Source organism: Streptomyces nitrosporeus (genome assembly GCF_008704555.1).
In the GTDB taxonomy this organism is placed as follows: Bacteria; Actinomycetota; Actinomycetes; order Streptomycetales; family Streptomycetaceae; genus Streptomyces; species Streptomyces nitrosporeus.
The window spans coordinates 6,680,001-6,696,037 of sequence record NZ_CP023702.1 but is presented as its reverse complement, the minus strand read 5'-3'; the positions used below and the strand labels follow the sequence as shown (position 1 = coordinate 6,696,037).

General features: G+C 68.6%; 13 protein-coding genes, 2 rRNA genes and 1 riboswitch (1 of these 16 only partly in view). Of the genes, 2 read left to right on the top strand and 13 right to left on the bottom strand.

Going from position 1 to position 16,037, the window contains the following annotated elements; all coding sequences use genetic code 11:
* Window positions 1–49 precede the first annotated feature (49 nt).
* Window positions 50–256 (top strand): DUF5999 family protein, encoded by a 207-nt coding sequence (locus CP967_RS29635; RefSeq protein ID WP_150490909.1) that lies wholly within the window; start codon window positions 50–52, stop codon window positions 254–256.
* 116 nt (window positions 257–372) lie between these two features.
* Here CP967_RS29635 and gcvP read toward each other — a convergent pair whose 3' ends face one another.
* Window positions 373–3,258, bottom strand: coding sequence for an aminomethyl-transferring glycine dehydrogenase (gene gcvP, locus CP967_RS29630; protein ID WP_150490908.1), 2,886 nt, complete (start codon window positions 3,256–3,258; stop codon window positions 373–375).
* 199 nt (window positions 3,259–3,457) lie between these two features.
* Window positions 3,458–3,554: riboswitch (glycine riboswitch) on the bottom strand.
* 130 nt (window positions 3,555–3,684) lie between these two features.
* On the opposite strand from gcvP, the gene CP967_RS29625 reads away from it, so the two are divergent.
* Window positions 3,685–4,056, top strand: a complete 372-nt coding sequence (locus CP967_RS29625; protein WP_150490907.1) for a PRC-barrel domain-containing protein — start codon at window positions 3,685–3,687, stop codon at window positions 4,054–4,056.
* On the opposite strand, the gene CP967_RS29620 is transcribed toward CP967_RS29625, so the two are convergent.
* From CP967_RS29620 to CP967_RS29565, 12 genes are all read right to left on the bottom strand, one after another.
* Window positions 3,978–5,516: a DNA polymerase IV gene (locus CP967_RS29620; protein ID WP_150490906.1), complete on the bottom strand. Its 1,539-nt coding sequence runs from the start codon at window positions 5,514–5,516 to the stop codon at window positions 3,978–3,980. The genes CP967_RS29625 and CP967_RS29620 overlap by 79 nt on opposite strands.
* A gap of 56 nt (window positions 5,517–5,572) precedes the next feature.
* On the bottom strand, window positions 5,573–6,193 hold the full coding sequence (locus CP967_RS29615) for a MerR family transcriptional regulator (protein WP_150490905.1): 621 nt from the start codon (window positions 6,191–6,193) through the stop codon (window positions 5,573–5,575).
* Between the two features lie 168 nt (window positions 6,194–6,361).
* Window positions 6,362–6,835 (bottom strand): bifunctional nuclease family protein, encoded by a 474-nt coding sequence (locus CP967_RS29610; RefSeq protein ID WP_150490904.1) that lies wholly within the window; start codon window positions 6,833–6,835, stop codon window positions 6,362–6,364.
* A 54-nt stretch (window positions 6,836–6,889) separates the two neighbouring features.
* On the bottom strand, window positions 6,890–7,630 hold the full coding sequence (gene ftsR, locus CP967_RS29605) for a transcriptional regulator FtsR (RefSeq protein WP_150490903.1): 741 nt from the start codon (window positions 7,628–7,630) through the stop codon (window positions 6,890–6,892).
* A 41-nt stretch (window positions 7,631–7,671) separates the two neighbouring features.
* Window positions 7,672–8,199: an FHA domain-containing protein gene (locus CP967_RS35160; RefSeq protein ID WP_280116539.1), complete on the bottom strand. Its 528-nt coding sequence runs from the start codon at window positions 8,197–8,199 to the stop codon at window positions 7,672–7,674.
* Window positions 8,200–8,652: 453 nt separating this feature from the next.
* A complete protein-coding gene (locus CP967_RS29595) occupies window positions 8,653–9,471 on the bottom strand; it encodes a DUF881 domain-containing protein (RefSeq protein WP_150490901.1) in 819 nt (272 codons plus the stop codon).
* A 5-nt stretch (window positions 9,472–9,476) separates the two neighbouring features.
* Window positions 9,477–9,809 (bottom strand): small basic family protein, encoded by a 333-nt coding sequence (locus tag CP967_RS29590; protein WP_003970459.1) that lies wholly within the window; start codon window positions 9,807–9,809, stop codon window positions 9,477–9,479.
* The gene (locus CP967_RS29585; RefSeq protein ID WP_190175030.1) at window positions 9,806–10,726 is read right to left on the bottom strand and encodes a DUF881 domain-containing protein; all 921 of its coding nucleotides are present in this window, start codon (window positions 10,724–10,726) and stop codon (window positions 9,806–9,808) included. The genes CP967_RS29590 and CP967_RS29585 overlap by 4 nt, the downstream gene beginning before the upstream one ends.
* 112 nt (window positions 10,727–10,838) lie before the next feature.
* Window positions 10,839–13,334: a mannose-1-phosphate guanyltransferase gene (locus CP967_RS29580; protein ID WP_150490900.1), complete on the bottom strand. Its 2,496-nt coding sequence runs from the start codon at window positions 13,332–13,334 to the stop codon at window positions 10,839–10,841.
* A 113-nt stretch (window positions 13,335–13,447) separates the two neighbouring features.
* Window positions 13,448–14,056 carry a cardiolipin synthase ClsA gene (gene clsA / locus CP967_RS29575; protein WP_150490899.1) on the bottom strand — a complete coding sequence of 203 codons (609 nt, stop codon included), beginning with the start codon at window positions 14,054–14,056 and terminating at the stop codon, window positions 13,448–13,450.
* A gap of 225 nt (window positions 14,057–14,281) precedes the next feature.
* A 5S ribosomal RNA gene (gene rrf, locus CP967_RS29570) occupies window positions 14,282–14,398 on the bottom strand.
* Window positions 14,399–14,477: 79 nt separating this feature from the next.
* Window positions 14,478–16,037: ribosomal RNA gene (locus CP967_RS29565) — 23S ribosomal RNA — on the bottom strand; it runs 1,565 nt beyond the window's last position.

The following is a 16,037-nucleotide window of genomic DNA, read 5'->3' as shown; positions in this document are numbered from 1 at the left end:
ACCGCCACCCCGCAGGACAACCGACTCGACGCAGCGAAAGAACCCGCCCATGTGCCAGCACCAGCCCCCCTGCCCGACCGCGGACTCCAGCGACCGGGAAGCCGCCCGCCTCGTGGCGCACCACCCGGAGCAGGGCTGGAGCCTGCTGTGCAACGGCGTTCTCCTCTTCGAGGACACCGGTGAGCTGCTGCCGAACGGGCAGATCATCGCCCCGCACCGGCCGTCGCGGACGGGCCACGTGGCGAAAGCGGCCTGAAGAGACAGCAGAAGCGCCCGGCCGCCGCGAAGAACACCAGGCTTACGGGGAACACCGGGGCCGGTGCCGAGACATCGTCTCCGCACCGGCCCCGACGCGTGTTCCGGGAGCGTTCCCTACCGGTCGTACTCGTCCAGCGGAGGGCAGGAGCAGACCAGGTTGCGGTCCCCGAAGGCACCGTCGATGCGGCGGACCGGCGGCCAGTACTTGTCCGCCGGGGTGACACCGGCCGGGAAGACCGCTTCGGTGCGGCTGTACGCGTGCTCCCAGTCGCCGCCGAGCGCGGCAGCCGTGTGCGGGGCGTTGCGCAGCGGGTTGTCGTCCGCGCTCCAGGCGCCGGAGGCGACCTTCTCGATCTCGCCGCGGATGGCGATCATCGTGTCGCAGAACCGGTCGAGTTCGGTGAGGTCCTCGCTCTCGGTCGGCTCGATCATCAGCGTGCCGGCCACCGGGAACGACATCGTGGGCGAGTGGAAGCCGTAGTCGATCAGCCGCTTGGCGACGTCGTCGATGCTGACCCCGGTCGCCTTGGAGAGCGGCCGCAGGTCGACGATGCACTCGTGTGCGACCAGGTCACCCGGGCCGGTGTACAGGATCGGGAAGTGCGGTTCCAGTCGCTTGGCGATGTAGTTGGCCGCGAGCACGGCCACCTGCGTCGCGCGCTTCAGCCCCTCCCCGCCCATGAGGCGGACGTACGCCCAGGAGATCGGCAGGATGCCTGCCGACCCCCACGGCGCGGCGGAGATGGGGCCGACCCCGGTCCCGGGGCCCGCGGCGGGCTGCAGCGGATGGTTCGGCAGGTACGGCGCCAGGTGCGCGCGTACGCCGACGGGGCCGACACCCGGACCGCCTCCGCCGTGCGGGATGCAGAAGGTCTTGTGCAGGTTCAGGTGCGAGACGTCCCCGCCGAACTTGCCGGGCTTCGCAAGGCCGACCAGCGCGTTGAGGTTGGCGCCGTCCACGTACACCTGGCCGCCCGCGTCGTGCACCTCGCCGCAGATGTCGGCGACGTGCTCCTCGAAGACGCCGTGGGTGGAGGGGTAGGTGATCATCAGGACGGCGAGTTCGTCGCGGTGCTTCAGGATCTTGGCGCGCAGGTCCTCGATGTCGACCTCGCCGTCGTCGGCGGTCTTGACCACGACGACCTTCATGCCCGCCATCACGGCGCTCGCGGCGTTGGTGCCGTGCGCGGAGGACGGGATGAGGCAGACGGTACGGCCCTCGTCACCGTTGGCCCGGTGGTAGGCGCGTACGGCCAGGAGCCCGGCGAACTCACCCTGGGAGCCGGCGTTCGGCTGGAGGGAGACGGCGTCGTAACCGGTGACCTCGGCCAGCCGCTCCTCGAGCTCACGGATGAGGGTGAGGAAGCCCTGGGCCTGCTCGGCCGGTGCGAAGGGGTGCAGCGCGCCGAACTCCGGCCAGGTGATCGGCTCCATCTCGGCGGTCGCGTTGAGCTTCATGGTGCAGGAGCCCAGCGGGATCATGCCGCGGTCCAGCGCGTAGTCCCGGTCGGCGAGCCGGCGGAGGTAGCGGAGCATCGCGGTCTCGGAGCGGTGCTGGTGGAAGACCGGGTGGGTGAGGACCTGGTCGGTGCGCAGCAGGCCGCCGGGCAGGGCCTCGGCGGTCCCGGCGTCCAGCGCCTCGATGTCGCCGTCCGCGCCGAAGGCGGCCCAGACCGCGGCCACATGGGCGCGGGTGGTGGTCTCGTCGCAGGCCACCGAGACGTGGTCGGCGTCCACGAGACGCAGGTTGACCCCGCGCTCGCGCGCCGCGGAGACCACGCCGGAGGCGGCACCCGGCACCCGGACGGTCACCGTGTCGAAGAACGAGTCGTGCACGACGTCGGCGCCCGCGGCCCGCAGCCCCCCGGCCAGGATCGCGGCGAACCGGTGGGTCCGCCGGGCGATCGTCCGCAGACCGTCGGGGCCGTGGTAGACGGCGTACATCCCGGCCATGACGGCGAGCAGTACCTGCGCGGTGCAGATGTTGCTGGTGGCCTTCTCGCGGCGGATGTGCTGCTCGCGGGTCTGCAGGGCCAGGCGGTAGGCCTTGTCGCCGTCGGCGTCGACGGAGACGCCGACGAGGCGCCCGGGCAGGCTCCGGGCGAACTTCTCACGGACGGCCATGAAACCGGCGTGCGGGCCGCCGAAGCCCATCGGCACCCCGAAGCGCTGGGTGGTGCCGACGGCGATGTCCGCGCCGAGCTCACCGGGCGAGGTCAGCAGGGTCAGGGCCAGCAGGTCGGCGGCGACGGTGACGATCGCGCCCAGTTCGTGCGCCTGCTCGATGACGGGCCGCAGGTCACGCACGGCACCCGAGGCGCCCGGGTACTGGAGGAGCACGCCGAAGACCCCGCGTCCGGCGGCCTCGGCGGGGATGCCGTCGGCCAGGTCCGCGACGACCACCTCGACGCCGGTCGGTTCGGCGCGCGTACGGATCACCGCGACGGTCTGCGGCAGGGTGTCCGCGTCGACCAGGAACACGCCGTCCTTGACCTTGCCCACGCGCCGTGCCAGCGCCATGGCCTCGGCGGCGGCCGTGCCCTCGTCCAGGAGCGAGGCGCCGGAGGTGGGCAGTCCGGTGAGGTCGGCCACCATCGTCTGGAAGTTCAGCAGGGCCTCCAGGCGGCCCTGGGAGATCTCCGGCTGGTAGGGCGTGTACGCCGTGTACCAGGCGGGGTTCTCCATGACGTTGCGCAGGATGACCGGCGGGGTGAACGTGCCGTAGTAGCCGAGCCCGATCATCGGGGTCAGCACCTGGTTGCGGTCGGCGAGCTGCCGGAGCTCCGCCAGGACCTCGGCCTCGGTGCGCGCCCGGGGGAGGTCCAGTGCCTCGGCGCTCCTGATCACGTCGGGCACCGCGGCCGCGGTGAGTTCGTCGAGGGAGCCGTAACCGACCTGTGCGAGCATTTTCGCCTGGGCCCCGGCATCCGGCCCGATGTGGCGCTGCTCGAAGGGGATGCCCTGCTCCAGCTGGGAGAGCGGAGTGCGACGGGGGGTCATGAAGGAGGCCTCCTGGTCTGTCACGACCTGCGAGGGGCAGCACGGCGTAGCTGCCCGAACGGCCTCCCCCTCTGTCATCTCGACCTGAGAGCTTCACCGGCCCGCCTCGCGGCGTGCCGGCTTTCACCGTCGGTGAGGCCGGGTCCGTCCCGCCACATGTCCGTGCCGGTCCTGGTCCCGCCCTGCTTTCCAGAGTGGCTTCGTCCGTGCGGTACGGGGGCCTGAGAGATTCCGGGGAGGAGTTGCTCCTTCGGCGCCTCCGATGCTGTCTCGGAGGGCTCTCCCGCACGGGGTCGGCAGCCGCCTCCAGCCTACCAGCGGGCCGGCCCGGGCCGTTCCGAGTGGCTGAAGCCCCGGATCTGGCCTTTCGTAGTCCTGTGGAGCAGTAGCGACCACCCTGATGCCCCGTGACCAGTGGGAGGTCCCGTGCAGAGCGACATCGATCCGCGCAGTCTGATCGGCCGCAAGGCCTTCGACCGCACCGGAGCCAAGATCGGGACGGTGGACGAGGTCTATCTCGACGACGCCACCGGCGTCCCCGAGTGGGCGGCCGTGCGGACGGGGCTCTTCACCAGGGACGCGTTCGTGCCGCTGGATCCGAGCGAGTTCGCCGACGGCCGGCTGAAGGTCCCCTTCGACCGTGCCCTGATCAAGGACGCGCCCGATTTCGGGGTGGGCCGCCACCTCTCCCCCGAACAGGAACTGCAGCTCTACCGCCACTACGGGCTGGACGTGGCCCCCGCCGAGGGCACGGCCCCCGACCGGGACTTCGGCAAGCTGGCCGGCCACGAGGAGTAGTCGACCGGATCGCGCACCAGCGGCAGCGGATCGGCCGGCCGCAGCTCCGGGTCGTCCGTCCTGAACGTCCGCACCCGGCCCGGGGCCGAACCCGGTTCCTCGAACCGCACGGTGACCCGCCCGACCCCGCTGCCCTGCACCCACCCGTGCCCGAGCGTCTCGTGCCGTACGTCCTGCCCGGCGGACCACCGCCGGGCGGACGGCTGCCCGGCGTCCTCCGGGGCGGCCAGCACCGCCTGCGCGGCCCCGGACTCCTCCGGCTTCGGCCCGTCCGTCTCCGGCCTCTCCGTCTCGGGCCTGTCCGTCCCCCGCCCGTCCGTCCCCGGCCCGGCGGCCCCGCTCCCGGCCTCCTCGGCCGCGGACGGCACCGCGTCGCCCTGCCGCGCCTCGGCCGCCTGCGCGAAGAGGTCCTCCTGTGTGAAATCCGCGAGTCCCGTGACCCCCACCCCGAGCAGCCGTACGCCGCCGGTGGTGTCGACGGCCTCCAGGAGCCTCGCCGCGGCCTCCCTGACGACCCCGGGATCGTCGGTGGGGCCGCGCAGCGTCTCGGACCTGGTCAGCGTCGAGAAGTCGTAACGGCGCACCTTCAGCACCACCGTCCGTCCGGAGCGTCCCGCGTCCCGGAGCCGCCGCACACACCGGTCGGCGAGCCGCTCCACCTCCGCCCGCACCCGGACGCGGTCGTGCAGGTCCACGTCGAAGGTGTCCTCCACCGACACGGACTTGGCGTCACGCTCGGCCACGACGGGCCGGTCGTCGTGGCCGAGGGCCATGCGGTACAGCGCGGCCCCGTGCGCCTTGCCCAGCAGGCGTACGAGTTCCGCCTCCCCCGCCTCGGCGAGATCGTGCACCACCGTCATCCCGGCGCGTCTGAGATGGTCACCCGTGGCGGGGCCCACCCCCGGCAGTGTGCGGACGGACATGGGTGCGAGCAGTTCGCGTTCGGTGCCCGGTTCGATGAGCAGGAGCCCGTCGGGCTTGGCCTTCTCGGAGGCGATCTTGGCGAGCATCTTGGAACCCGCGAGCCCGACGGACCCGCTGAGTCCGGTGGCCGCCGTGATGACCAGGCGCAGCTGCTCGCCGACCGCACGGGCGGAACGGGAGTCGTCGGCGAGGCCGCCCGCCTCCAGGTCGACGAACGCCTCGTCCAGGCTGAGCGGCTCGACCAGCGGGGAGAGCCGCCCGAGCAGTTCCATCACGGTCTCGCTCACCGCCCGGTAGAGCGGGAAGCGCGGAACCAGGTACGCGGCGTTGGGGGCCAGCCGTCTCGCCTGGGACATGGGCATCGCGGAGTGCACGCCGAACCGCCGGGCCTCGTACGACGCGGTCGCGACCACCCCGCGGGCCCCCAGCCCGCCCACCACCACCGGTTTGCCTCGCAGGCTGGGCTTCGCCGCCTGCTCCGCGGAGGCGTAGAAGGCGTCCATGTCCAGATGCAGGATCGTGGGTGCTGCTCTCACACCCCCGATGCTGCCTCACGCCACTGACAACCGGTGGCCCGGCGGGCCTTCGGAGGTCAGCCCGCCCGGTTGCGCCGCCGTGCCAGTTCGTCGGCGGGGTTGTGGCCGACGAGCGTCTCGCCCGTGTCGACCCGCTCGCCGTGCAGCTGCGACAGCGCCGCGTCCACGTCCCGCCAGACGACACCGACGGCGATCCCGAAGACTCCCTGACCGCCCTGGAGGAGGTCGACGACCTCGTCGGGCGAGGAGCACTCGTAGACCGTCGCCCCGTCGCTCATGAGGGTCATCCGCTCCAGATCGGTGAATCCGCGGGCCCTCAGGTGCTGGACCGTGGTGCGGATGTTCTGCAGAGCGACACCTGTGTCCAGGAACCGCTTGACGATCTTGAGGAGGACCACGTCCCGGAAACTGTAGAGACGCTGGGTCCCCGATCCGTACGCCGGCCGCACACTCGGTTCCACCAGCCCCGTACGCGCCCAGTAGTCGAGCTGCCGGTAGGTGATCCCCGCCGCCGCGCACGCCGTCGGCCCTCGATAGCCGATGCCGTCCGCGGGTGCCGCACCGTCCGCCGCTGCCACCACCGCCGGCGTGACCGGCTGCATGATGGTTTGGTCGGCCGTACTGCTGTGCTGCCGGTACAACCCGCCCGCAGCCGTACCGTCGCCGCTGCTTCTCACGCCGACCTCCGTCCTTGACCTGCCATGTCGAAGGTAGGCAGTCGCCCGGGGTGCGTCAACGATCGCCACACTCGGCACGCCGAGTGATAATCACCCTGAGGGTGGTTTCCGGACACCGATTACGGGGAACGGCTTGCCGGATGCGCTGGCGCTTCTCCGGAACAGCGGTCACTGGCTGTTGGTACCGAAGTCCTCCGGCGAGATCTGGTCGAGGAATTCGCGGAACTTCTCCACCTCGTCCTCCTGCTCGTCGGGGATGGCGATGCCCGCGTCGTCCAGCACACCGTCACTGCCGTAGATCGGCGTGCCGGTGCGCAGGGCGAGCGCTATGGCGTCGGACGGCCGTGCGCTCACCTCGACCCCGCCGGCGAAGACCAGCTCCGCGTAGAAGACCCCTTCCTTGAGGTCCGTGATGCGGACCTCGGTGAGCTCCTGGCCGAGGGCCTCGAGCACATCCTTGAAGAGATCGTGGGTCAGCGGCCTGGCCGGAGCCATGCCCTGCTGGGCGAAGGCGATCGCGGTCGCTTCCCCAGGGCCGATCCAGATCGGGAGGTACCGGTCGCCTCCCACTTCACGCAGGAGCACGATCGGCTGGTTGGAGGGCATTTCCACCCGGACACCCACAACGTCGAGCTCGTTCACACAGCAACCCTAGGACGTGCCCGGCATGTTTGGATAGTCGGGCCCCGCCTGCTCTCAGTGGAACCGGACCTTCAGCGCCGTCTGCACCAGTGCGGCGTGCAGCCGCACGGACAGCTCGGCCAGTTCTTTGGCGGTGGCCTCCGCATGGGCCCTGGTCTGCGGGTTCCGGTGCCGGCGCAGCGGCGCCACGACCTGCTCCACCAGGCCCGCCTCCCGCTCGGCGGCGGCCCTGACGGCCCGCAGGTGGCGGGGTTCCAGACCGAACCGGCCCAGATCCGCCACAAGCCGTGCCACGGTCACCGCCTCGGCGTCGTAGCTGCCCTCAGGGCCGGCCGTGATCAGGCCGTACGACTCCCACTCGGTGAGCTGCTCCTCGGTGACCTCGGCGGCGCTGAGGAGCTCCGGACGGCCGATACGGGCGGCGGTGGCCCGGCCCGGCTCCTGGTCCCAGAGGCCGTCGGCGAGCTGCCCCTGCCCCCCGGGGGCGAGCGTCGGACGCTCGCCCCTGGCCAGGGCGTCCAGGTGCTCCCGGATGACCTTGAGCGGAAGGTAGTGGTCCCGCTGCATCCGCAGCACCTGCGCCAGCCGGTCCACGTCCGCCGGGCTGAACTTCCGGTACCCGGAAGGCGTCCGCCGGGGCTCGATGAGTCCTTCGGCCTCCAGGAAACGGATCTTGGAGATGGTGACTTCGGGGAACTCGTCGCGCAGCCGCAGCAGCACCGTGCCGATGCTCATGGCGCGTTCGTCCGCGGAGGCGGTGCCGTGTCCGGCACCGCCTGTCGTTGTTCGCAGCATGGACCTTCCTGGGGTCCCCCCGGACCGGGTCCGGGGGAGGGTCACACGCCCCGCTGGCTCGCGTAGAAGACCAGCCGGTACTTACCGATCTGGACTTCGTCGCCGTTGGACAGCGCGACGGAATCGATGCGCTCACGGTTGACGTAGGTCCCGTTGAGGCTCCCGACGTCACCCACGGTGAAGCTACCGTCCGGGTTCCTGTGGAACTCCACATGCCGCCGTGACACGGTCACGTCATCGAGGAAGATGTCGCTCTGCGGGTGACGGCCGGCCGTGGTCAGGTCCCCGTCGAGCAGGAACCGGCTGCCGGAGTTGGGACCGCGGCGCACCACGAGGAGCGCGGAACCGGCCGGCAGGGCGTCGACGGCGGCCTGCGCCTCGGGCGAGAGGGACGGCAGGACGGTCTGTCCCGTCGCCTCGGCCTCGTACGCCTCGATTCCCGAGATCGAGATGGTCGAGGTCGTCTCCGAGGCACGCTCGGGCACTCCGCCCCGCAGCGGCGCACCGCAGTTGGAGCAGAAACGGCTGTCCGCGGCATTGCGGTGGCCGCACCTCGTACAAACCGCCATGGACGCGCCCTCCGGGGCGGGGGTGAACCCTCCACCCGTACTTGAGGTTGATGGTTCTCCGAAACCTATGCGCCCGGCACCACGAGGGTCAACAGACGACGCGCCGGATCCGCCGGCGGGTCCTCCCGCCACCTCGTCGCGGAAGAGCGGGCGCTCCGAACCCTGCTCATCGGCGTTCTGACCCTGCCGCGGAGCGCGGTGACGGGCAGCGCTGTTGCTGTCCTCGCGGGAGCTCTTTCCGAACCACTTTGCAAACAACTTCACGGGCGTTTCCCCTTGACCGAAATAGACCCGCCCGTGGGGCAGGACGAACCTCAATGAACACACCTGCCGACCCGGACATCCTCACAACGTCCGTATCCACCCGACAGTTTCCACCACACGTCACCGATCCGATGCGGCGACCCCCCGCTACCTCGTCCCCGAGTCCTCCGAGTGCTCCGGGCACCGGTGTCACTGCGAGGACGACCGAGCGTAATCAGGCTGCTGCGCGTGCCGCAAGGCGTCGACGACGATGTCCTCCGAGCGTGCCACTTCTGCCGTGGCCTGCTCCTTCTCCAGGGTCTGGACCACTCCGCCGGGGATGTTCAGAGCCGGTTCGAGGTCCTGCGGCCGGCCGATGACCTCGAACACGTACGGTGCCCGTACCTTGTGTCCGTCGATGCTCAGCTCGCCCCCGTCACCGGAGAAGTAGGTGTCGGCCACCACGCGCACCCCGTTGACCTCGATCGCCTCGGCACCCGCCGCGCGGAGCTCCTGGACGGCGTCGAGCAGCATGTCGGCCTCGACGGCGCCGGTCGGATCGTTGACCGTCAGCGTGATGCCGGGGCCGTGCGCGGCCACGGTACCGGCCAGGATCCCGAGCTGCCGCTCCTTCTCGAGCGTCTGCCTGCGGGCCTCCTCGGCCTGGTCGGAGCTGTTCTCCAGCTCCGTGCGCTGGCCCTCCAGCCGCTGCTTCTCGTCCTCCAGGCGCTGGGTCCGGTTGTCGAGTTCGTCGAGGATGCGGACCAGGTCCTCCTGGCGGGCGCCGCGCAGCGCGTCGTTGTCGCTGTTGGACCTGACCTGGATCGCGAGTCCCAGCCCGAGGCCGAACAGCAGCAGCGCGACGACGAGTTGGGCCCGCGTCACCCGCGGGGGCCAGAGACCGGCCAGCAGGCGTCTGCGCCCGTCGGACGGCTCCGGCGCGCCGGGGGCGGACGGCGGCGGCGCGGGCACCTCGGGGGGCAGTGCGCTGCGACGTCCGTCGATACGCGGGTGTTCTTCGTTGGTCATCTGCCTCAGGCCCGGAAGACGTGCCGGCGGATCGCCGCGGCGTTGGAGAAGATGCGGATGCCGAGGACGACGACGACGCCCGTGGAGAGCTGGGCGCCGACCCCCAGCTTGTCCCCGAGGAACACGATGAGCGCGGCCACCACGACGTTCGACAGGAACGACACCACGAAGACCTTGTCCACGAAGATCCCGTCGAGCATGGCGCGCAGCCCGCCGAAGACCGCGTCGAGCGCGGCCACGACGGCGATCGGCAGGTAGGGCTCGACCACCGCCGGCACTTCGGGCCGGACCAACAGTCCGACCACGACTCCCACGACGAGGCCCAGTACGGCGATCACGATGTGCCCTTCCCTGTCTCCGCCGCGCCACTTCCCGTGTCGTCGGCCAAAGGCTCTGCTGTGCGTACGATCAGGCTCGGCGCGGCCGGCAGGCGTACCTGCGCCTGCTCGGAGATGCCGGTGCGGATGTCGAAGCTCTCGTGCAGTGCCTGAAGGTACTGGCCGTCGGCGCTGTCCCGGAACGCGGCGGCGAGCTTCTCTCCGTCCCCCACCGCGAGCACCGTGTACGGCGGCACCAGCGGCCTGTTGTCGACCAGTATGGCGTCACCGGCCGCCCGGATGGCCGAGAGCGCTGTCAGGCGCTGCCCGTTGATGGAGATCGCCTCCGCGCCGGACTGCCAGAGGCCGTTGACCACTCGCTGCATGTCCCGGTCGCGGACCCGCCCGGTGTCGGCGAAGCCGGTCGACTCCCGGGGTCCGCCGCCGCCCTGGTCCGTGTTCTCGGCGTCGTCGACGACCAGCTTGATCCCCGGGCCCTGGACGGGGGTTGCTCCCGAGAGCAGGGCGACCAGGCTCGCCTGGCCGCCTCCGTGCTGCTCGAGTGCCTTGCGCTGGCGTTCCCCGACGTCCTTGCGCAACGCCTCGACGTCCGCTTCCAGTTCGTCGGCCGTACCGGTCTCCGCGTTGACGCGGTCGATGAGCTCTTCGCGTTCCTTGGCCACGACCGGCGCGGCGACACGCGCCTCTGCTGCGCCGAGGGTGACCACGAGGGCGGCGAGGACCAGTCCGGCCGCCAGGCCGAGTTTCGCCTTGAGCGTACGGGGCATCCCGGTCCTGCCCTCGGCCCTGCGCCGGGCCGAGGCCTCGGCGTACCCCTCGTCCAGGCTGTGCTCCATGACCGTGGTCAGCAGCGACATGGACGCGTCGGGGCGGGGAGGCGGCGGTGCGCTACTCCGATCGGGGGGCGGCTGCGACATGCCGCACATCGTCGCACGTCATACCGGCTGACGCCGAATGGCCCCGTCGGCGGGCCGGGCAGCCGCACCACGACGGCTGCCCGGCCCAAAAACGCCCGGGGTGTTCCGGGGGTCAGTCCCCCGCACTGTCGACGACGGCGGCCCATTCGTCGAGCAGGGCCTGAGCCGAGGCGTCGTCCGGGCCCTCGGCCCACAGGTGGGTCACGGCCTCTGCCGGGTCGGGCAGCACCATGACCCATCGCCCGTCGGTCTCGACCACGCGCACACCGTCCGTGGTGTCCACGCTGCGGTCCCCGGCGGCCTCCACGACCCGCCGCATGACGAGGCCCTTGACGGCCCACGGGGTCGCGAGGTCCCGGCGCAGCACATGGGCACGCGGGATCCGGGCGTCGATCTGGCTGAGCGTGAGCTGGGTCCGGGCGACCAGGCCGATGAGCTGGACGAACGCAGCCGCTCCGTCGAAGACGCTGCTGAACTCGGGGACGATGAAGCCGCCGCGGCCGTCACCGCCGAAAATGGTGGTGTCCTCACGGCTGACCCGGGTCAGGTCGTCCGGGGAGGTGGTCGTCCACTCCACCTGGGTCCCGTGGTAGGCCGCCACCTGCTCGGCGACGCGTGTCGTCGTCACGGGCAGGGCCACCCGCCCGCTGCGCCGCTCGGCCGCCACGAGGTCCAGCATGACCAGCAGGGCCCGGTCGTCCTCGATGATGCGGCCTCGTTCGTCGACGAGGGAGAGCCGCTCCCCCACCGGGTCGAAGCGCACCCCGAAGGCCGCCCTGGCCGACGAAACGATCTCTCCGAGCCGGACGAGTCCCGCCCTGCGGCTCTCCACCGACTCGGTGGGCCGGGACTCGTCGAGGCCGGGGTTGATGGTCAGCGCGTCCACGCCAAGCCGTCCCAGCAGGCTGGGCAGAACAAGCCCCGCGCTGCCGTTGGAGGCGTCCACGACGACCTTGAGCCCTGCCTCCGCGATTCCGTCCGTGTCGACGTTGCGCAGCAGGGAGCCCGTGTACGAGTCGAAGACGCTGGACGGGAAGCTCAGGTCACCGATCTCGCCGGGGAAGGCCCTGCGGTACTCCTGACGGGCGTAGACCCGGTCCAGTTTCCGCTGGCGCGCCTGGGAGAGGTCTCCACCGCTCTCGTCGAAGAACATGATGTCGACCGAGTCGGGGACCCCCGGCGAGGTCCGGATCATGATGCCGCCGGCGCTGCCTCGCGCGGTCTGCTGACGGGCGACCGGAAGCGGTACGTTCTCCAGGTCCCGTACGTCGATGGCGCTGGCCTGCAGGGCCGAGATGACCGCGCGCTTCAGCGCACGGGCGCCTCGGGAGTGGTCACGGGCCGTGGTGACCGTCGCGCCCTTCTTCAGGGTGGTGGCGTAGGCACCCGCCAGCCGGACCGCCAGTTCCGGCGTGATCTCGACGTTCAGGATTCCTGAGACGCCGCGGGCTCCGAAGAGATGGGCCTGGCCCCGGGACTCCCAGATGACCGAGGTGTTGACGAAGGCGCCGGCCTCGATGGTCTTGAACGGGTAGACCCGCACATTGCCCTGGATGATCGATTCTTCACCGACGAGGCATTCGTCGCCGATGACTGCGCCGTCCTCGATACGGGCCGCACGCATGACGTCGGTGTTCTTGCCGATCACGCAGCCGCGGAGATTGCTGTGCTGCCCGATGTACACGTTGTCGTGGACGACGGCCCGGTGCAGGAACGCACCGGATTTCACCACGACGTTGGAGCCCACCACGGTGTGCTCACGGATCTCCGCGCCGGCTTCGATCTTCGCGTAGTCCCCGATGTAGAGAGGGCCGCGCAGCACCGCGTCGGGGTGGACGTCCGCGCCTTCGGCGACCCAGACCCCGGGCGAGATCTCGAAACCGTCGAGTTCGACGTCGACCTTCCGTTCCAGTACGTCGGCCTGGGCCTTCACATAGCTTTCGTGGGTGCCCACGTCTTCCCAGTAGCCCTCGGCGATGTAGCCGTAGATCGGCTTGCCGTCCTTCATGAGCTGCGGGAACACATCACCGGACCAGTCCACGGAGGTGTCGGCCTGGACGTAGTCGAAGACCTCCGGCTCCATGACGTAGATGCCGGTGTTGACCGTGTCGGAGAAGACCTGGCCCCAGGTCGGCTTCTCCAGGAAGCGTTCGACCTTTCCTTCTTCGTCGACAATCGTGATCCCGAATTCCAGGGGGTTCGGGACCCGTGTCAGGCAGACCGTCACCAGTGCGCCTTTTTCCTTGTGGAACGCGATGAGATCCGTGAGGTCGAAGTCCGTGAGGGCGTCACCGGAAATGACCAGGAAGGTGTCGTCCTTCAGGGCTTCCTCGGCGTTCTTCACACTGCCCGCGGTACCGAGGGGCTTTTCCTCGTTGGCGTAGCTGAGCTCCATGCCGAGTTCTTCGCCGTCCCCGAAGTAGTTCTTGACGAGGGACGCGAGGAACTGGACGGTGACCACGGTCTCGTTGAGCCCATGCCGCTTGAGCAGCTTCAGCACATGCTCCATGATCGGCCGGTTGGCGACCGGCAGGAGGGGCTTGGGCATGCTCGAGGTCATGGGGCGAAGGCGAGTGCCTTCGCCGCCTGCCATCACGACGGCCTTCATGTCGGAAACGTCCTCCTTGAGAGACGACGGTCTAGCCGACTTCGCCCGTCGGGGCAACGCCTCAGGCATTTGCTGCGGGCCGGCGACACTGCACGGCACCGCGTCACAACGAGCTAATCGGCTACTGCATCCGCCTTGACGAGTCGGCGGACCTGGACCACGTAGAGGATCCCTGCCCACCAATAGAGGGTTGTACCCCAGCCAGCGAACGCCCATCCGAAAATGGCGCCCAACGATGCCAGCCAACCACTTCCGTCGCTGAGCAGCAACAAGGGGAAGGCGTACATCAAGTTGAACGTTGCAGCTTTCCCCAGGAAGTTGACCTGCGGGGGCGGATAGCCGTGCCGGCGGAGGATTCCCACCATGACGAGCAGCATCAGTTCACGGGCGAGCAGGGCGGTGGTCAGCCAGAGCGGGAGGATCTCCCGCCAGGTGAGTCCGACGAGTGTCGACAGGATGTAGAGGCGGTCGGCAGCCGGGTCGAGAAGGCGTCCGAGGCTGCTGATCTGGTTCCACTTACGGGCCAGCTTGCCGTCGAGATAGTCGCTGACGCCGCTGAGCATAAGCACCAGCAGGGCCCAACCGTCGCTGTTGGGTCCCCCGAAGACAGGGCGGAGAATCAGCCACAGGAAGAGAGGTACGCCGACGAGGCGAGCCATGCTCAGAATGTTGGGGATGGTGAGCACTCGGTCCGTCTGAACTCGAGTCTCCTGGACCTCCACCCGGGGGCCTCCTGTGAAGAACGTGCCAACAATGCCCCATGACCTTACCTTCAGGCCTCGGCACCGCGTGCACGGGGGTTGCCCGGGATGCCCGCCGGGCCCGTGCCGGAGGGGAACCGGTCCGGTACGTCGGCCCCCGGCCGATGGAACCGGCAGCGCGATGAAACCGGTGGTGAACGCAGGAAAGCCCCGCACCAAAAGGTGCGGGGCTTCCCCGGAATAATTGTTCGGCGGCGTCCTACTCTCCCACAGGGTCCCCCCTGCAGTACCATCGGCGCTGAAAGGCTTAGCTTCCGGGTTCGGAATGTAACCGGGCGTTTCCCTAACGCAATGACCACCGAAACACTATGAAATTAACCAACACCGGACAACAACACGGCCGTTCGTTATTTCAGAACCAACACAGTGGACGCGAGCAACTGAGGACAAGCCCTCGGCCTATTAGTACCAGTCAGCTCCACCCGTTACCGGGCTTCCACATCTGGCCTATCAACCCAGTCGTCTACTGGGAGCCTTAACCACTCAAGGTGGTGGGAACACTCATCTCGAAGCAGGCTTCCCGCTTAGATGCTTTCAGCGGTTATCCTTTCCGAACGTAGCCAACCAGCCATGCCCTTGGCAGGACAACTGGCACACCAGAGGTTCGTCCGTCCCGGTCCTCTCGTACTAGGGACAGCCCTTCTCAATATTCCTACGCGCACAGCGGATAGGGACCGAACTGTCTCACGACGTTCTAAACCCAGCTCGCGTACCGCTTTAATGGGCGAACAGCCCAACCCTTGGGACCGACTCCAGCCCCAGGATGCGACGAGCCGACATCGAGGTGCCAAACCATCCCGTCGATATGGACTCTTGGGGAAGATCAGCCTGTTATCCCCGGGGTACCTTTTATCCGTTGAGCGACAGCGCTTCCACAAGCCACTGCCGGATCACTAGTCCCGACTTTCGTCCCTGCTCGACCCGTCGGTCTCACAGTCAAGCTCCCTTGTGCACTTACACTCAACACCTGATTGCCAACCAGGCTGAGGGAACCTTTGGGCGCCTCCGTTACTCTTTAGGAGGCAACCGCCCCAGTTAAACTACCCATCAGACACTGTCCCTGATCCGGATCACGGACCCAGGTTAGACATCCAGCACGACCAGAGTGGTATTTCAACGACGACTCCACAACCACTGGCGTGGCCGCTTCAAAGTCTCCCACCTATCCTACACAAGCCGAACCGAACACCAATATCAAACTATAGTAAAGGTCCCGGGGTCTTTCCGTCCTGCTGCGCGAAACGAGCATCTTTACTCGTAGTGCAATTTCACCGGGCCTATGGTTGAGACAGTCGAGAAGTCGTTACGCCATTCGTGCAGGTCGGAACTTACCCGACAAGGAATTTCGCTACCTTAGGATGGTTATAGTTACCACCGCCGTTTACTGGCGCTTAAGTTCTCAGCTTCGCACACCCGAAAGTGCACTAACCGGTCCCCTTAACGTTCCAGCACCGGGCAGGCGTCAGTCCGTATACATCGCCTTACGGCTTCGCACGGACCTGTGTTTTTAGTAAACAGTCGCTTCTCGCTGGTCTCTGCGGCCACCCCCAGCTCAGGAAGCAAGTTCCCTCACCAGTGATGGCCCCCCTTCTCCCGAAGTTACGGGGGCATTTTGCCGAGTTCCTTAACCATAGTTCACCCGAACGCCTCGGTATTCTCTACCTGACTACCTGAGTCGGTTTAGGGTACGGGCCGCCATGAAACTCGCTAGAGGCTTTTCTCGACAGCATAGGATCATCCACTTCACCACAATCGGCTCGGCATCAGGTCTCAGCCTTAACGTGTGACGGATTTGCCTACCACACGGCCTACACCCTTACCCCGGGACAACCACCGCCCGGGCTGGACTACCTTCCTGCGTCACCCCATCGCTTACCTACTACAAGTCTGGTTCATCGGCTCCACCACTACCCTCAACTCCGAAGAGATCGGGCCGGCTTCA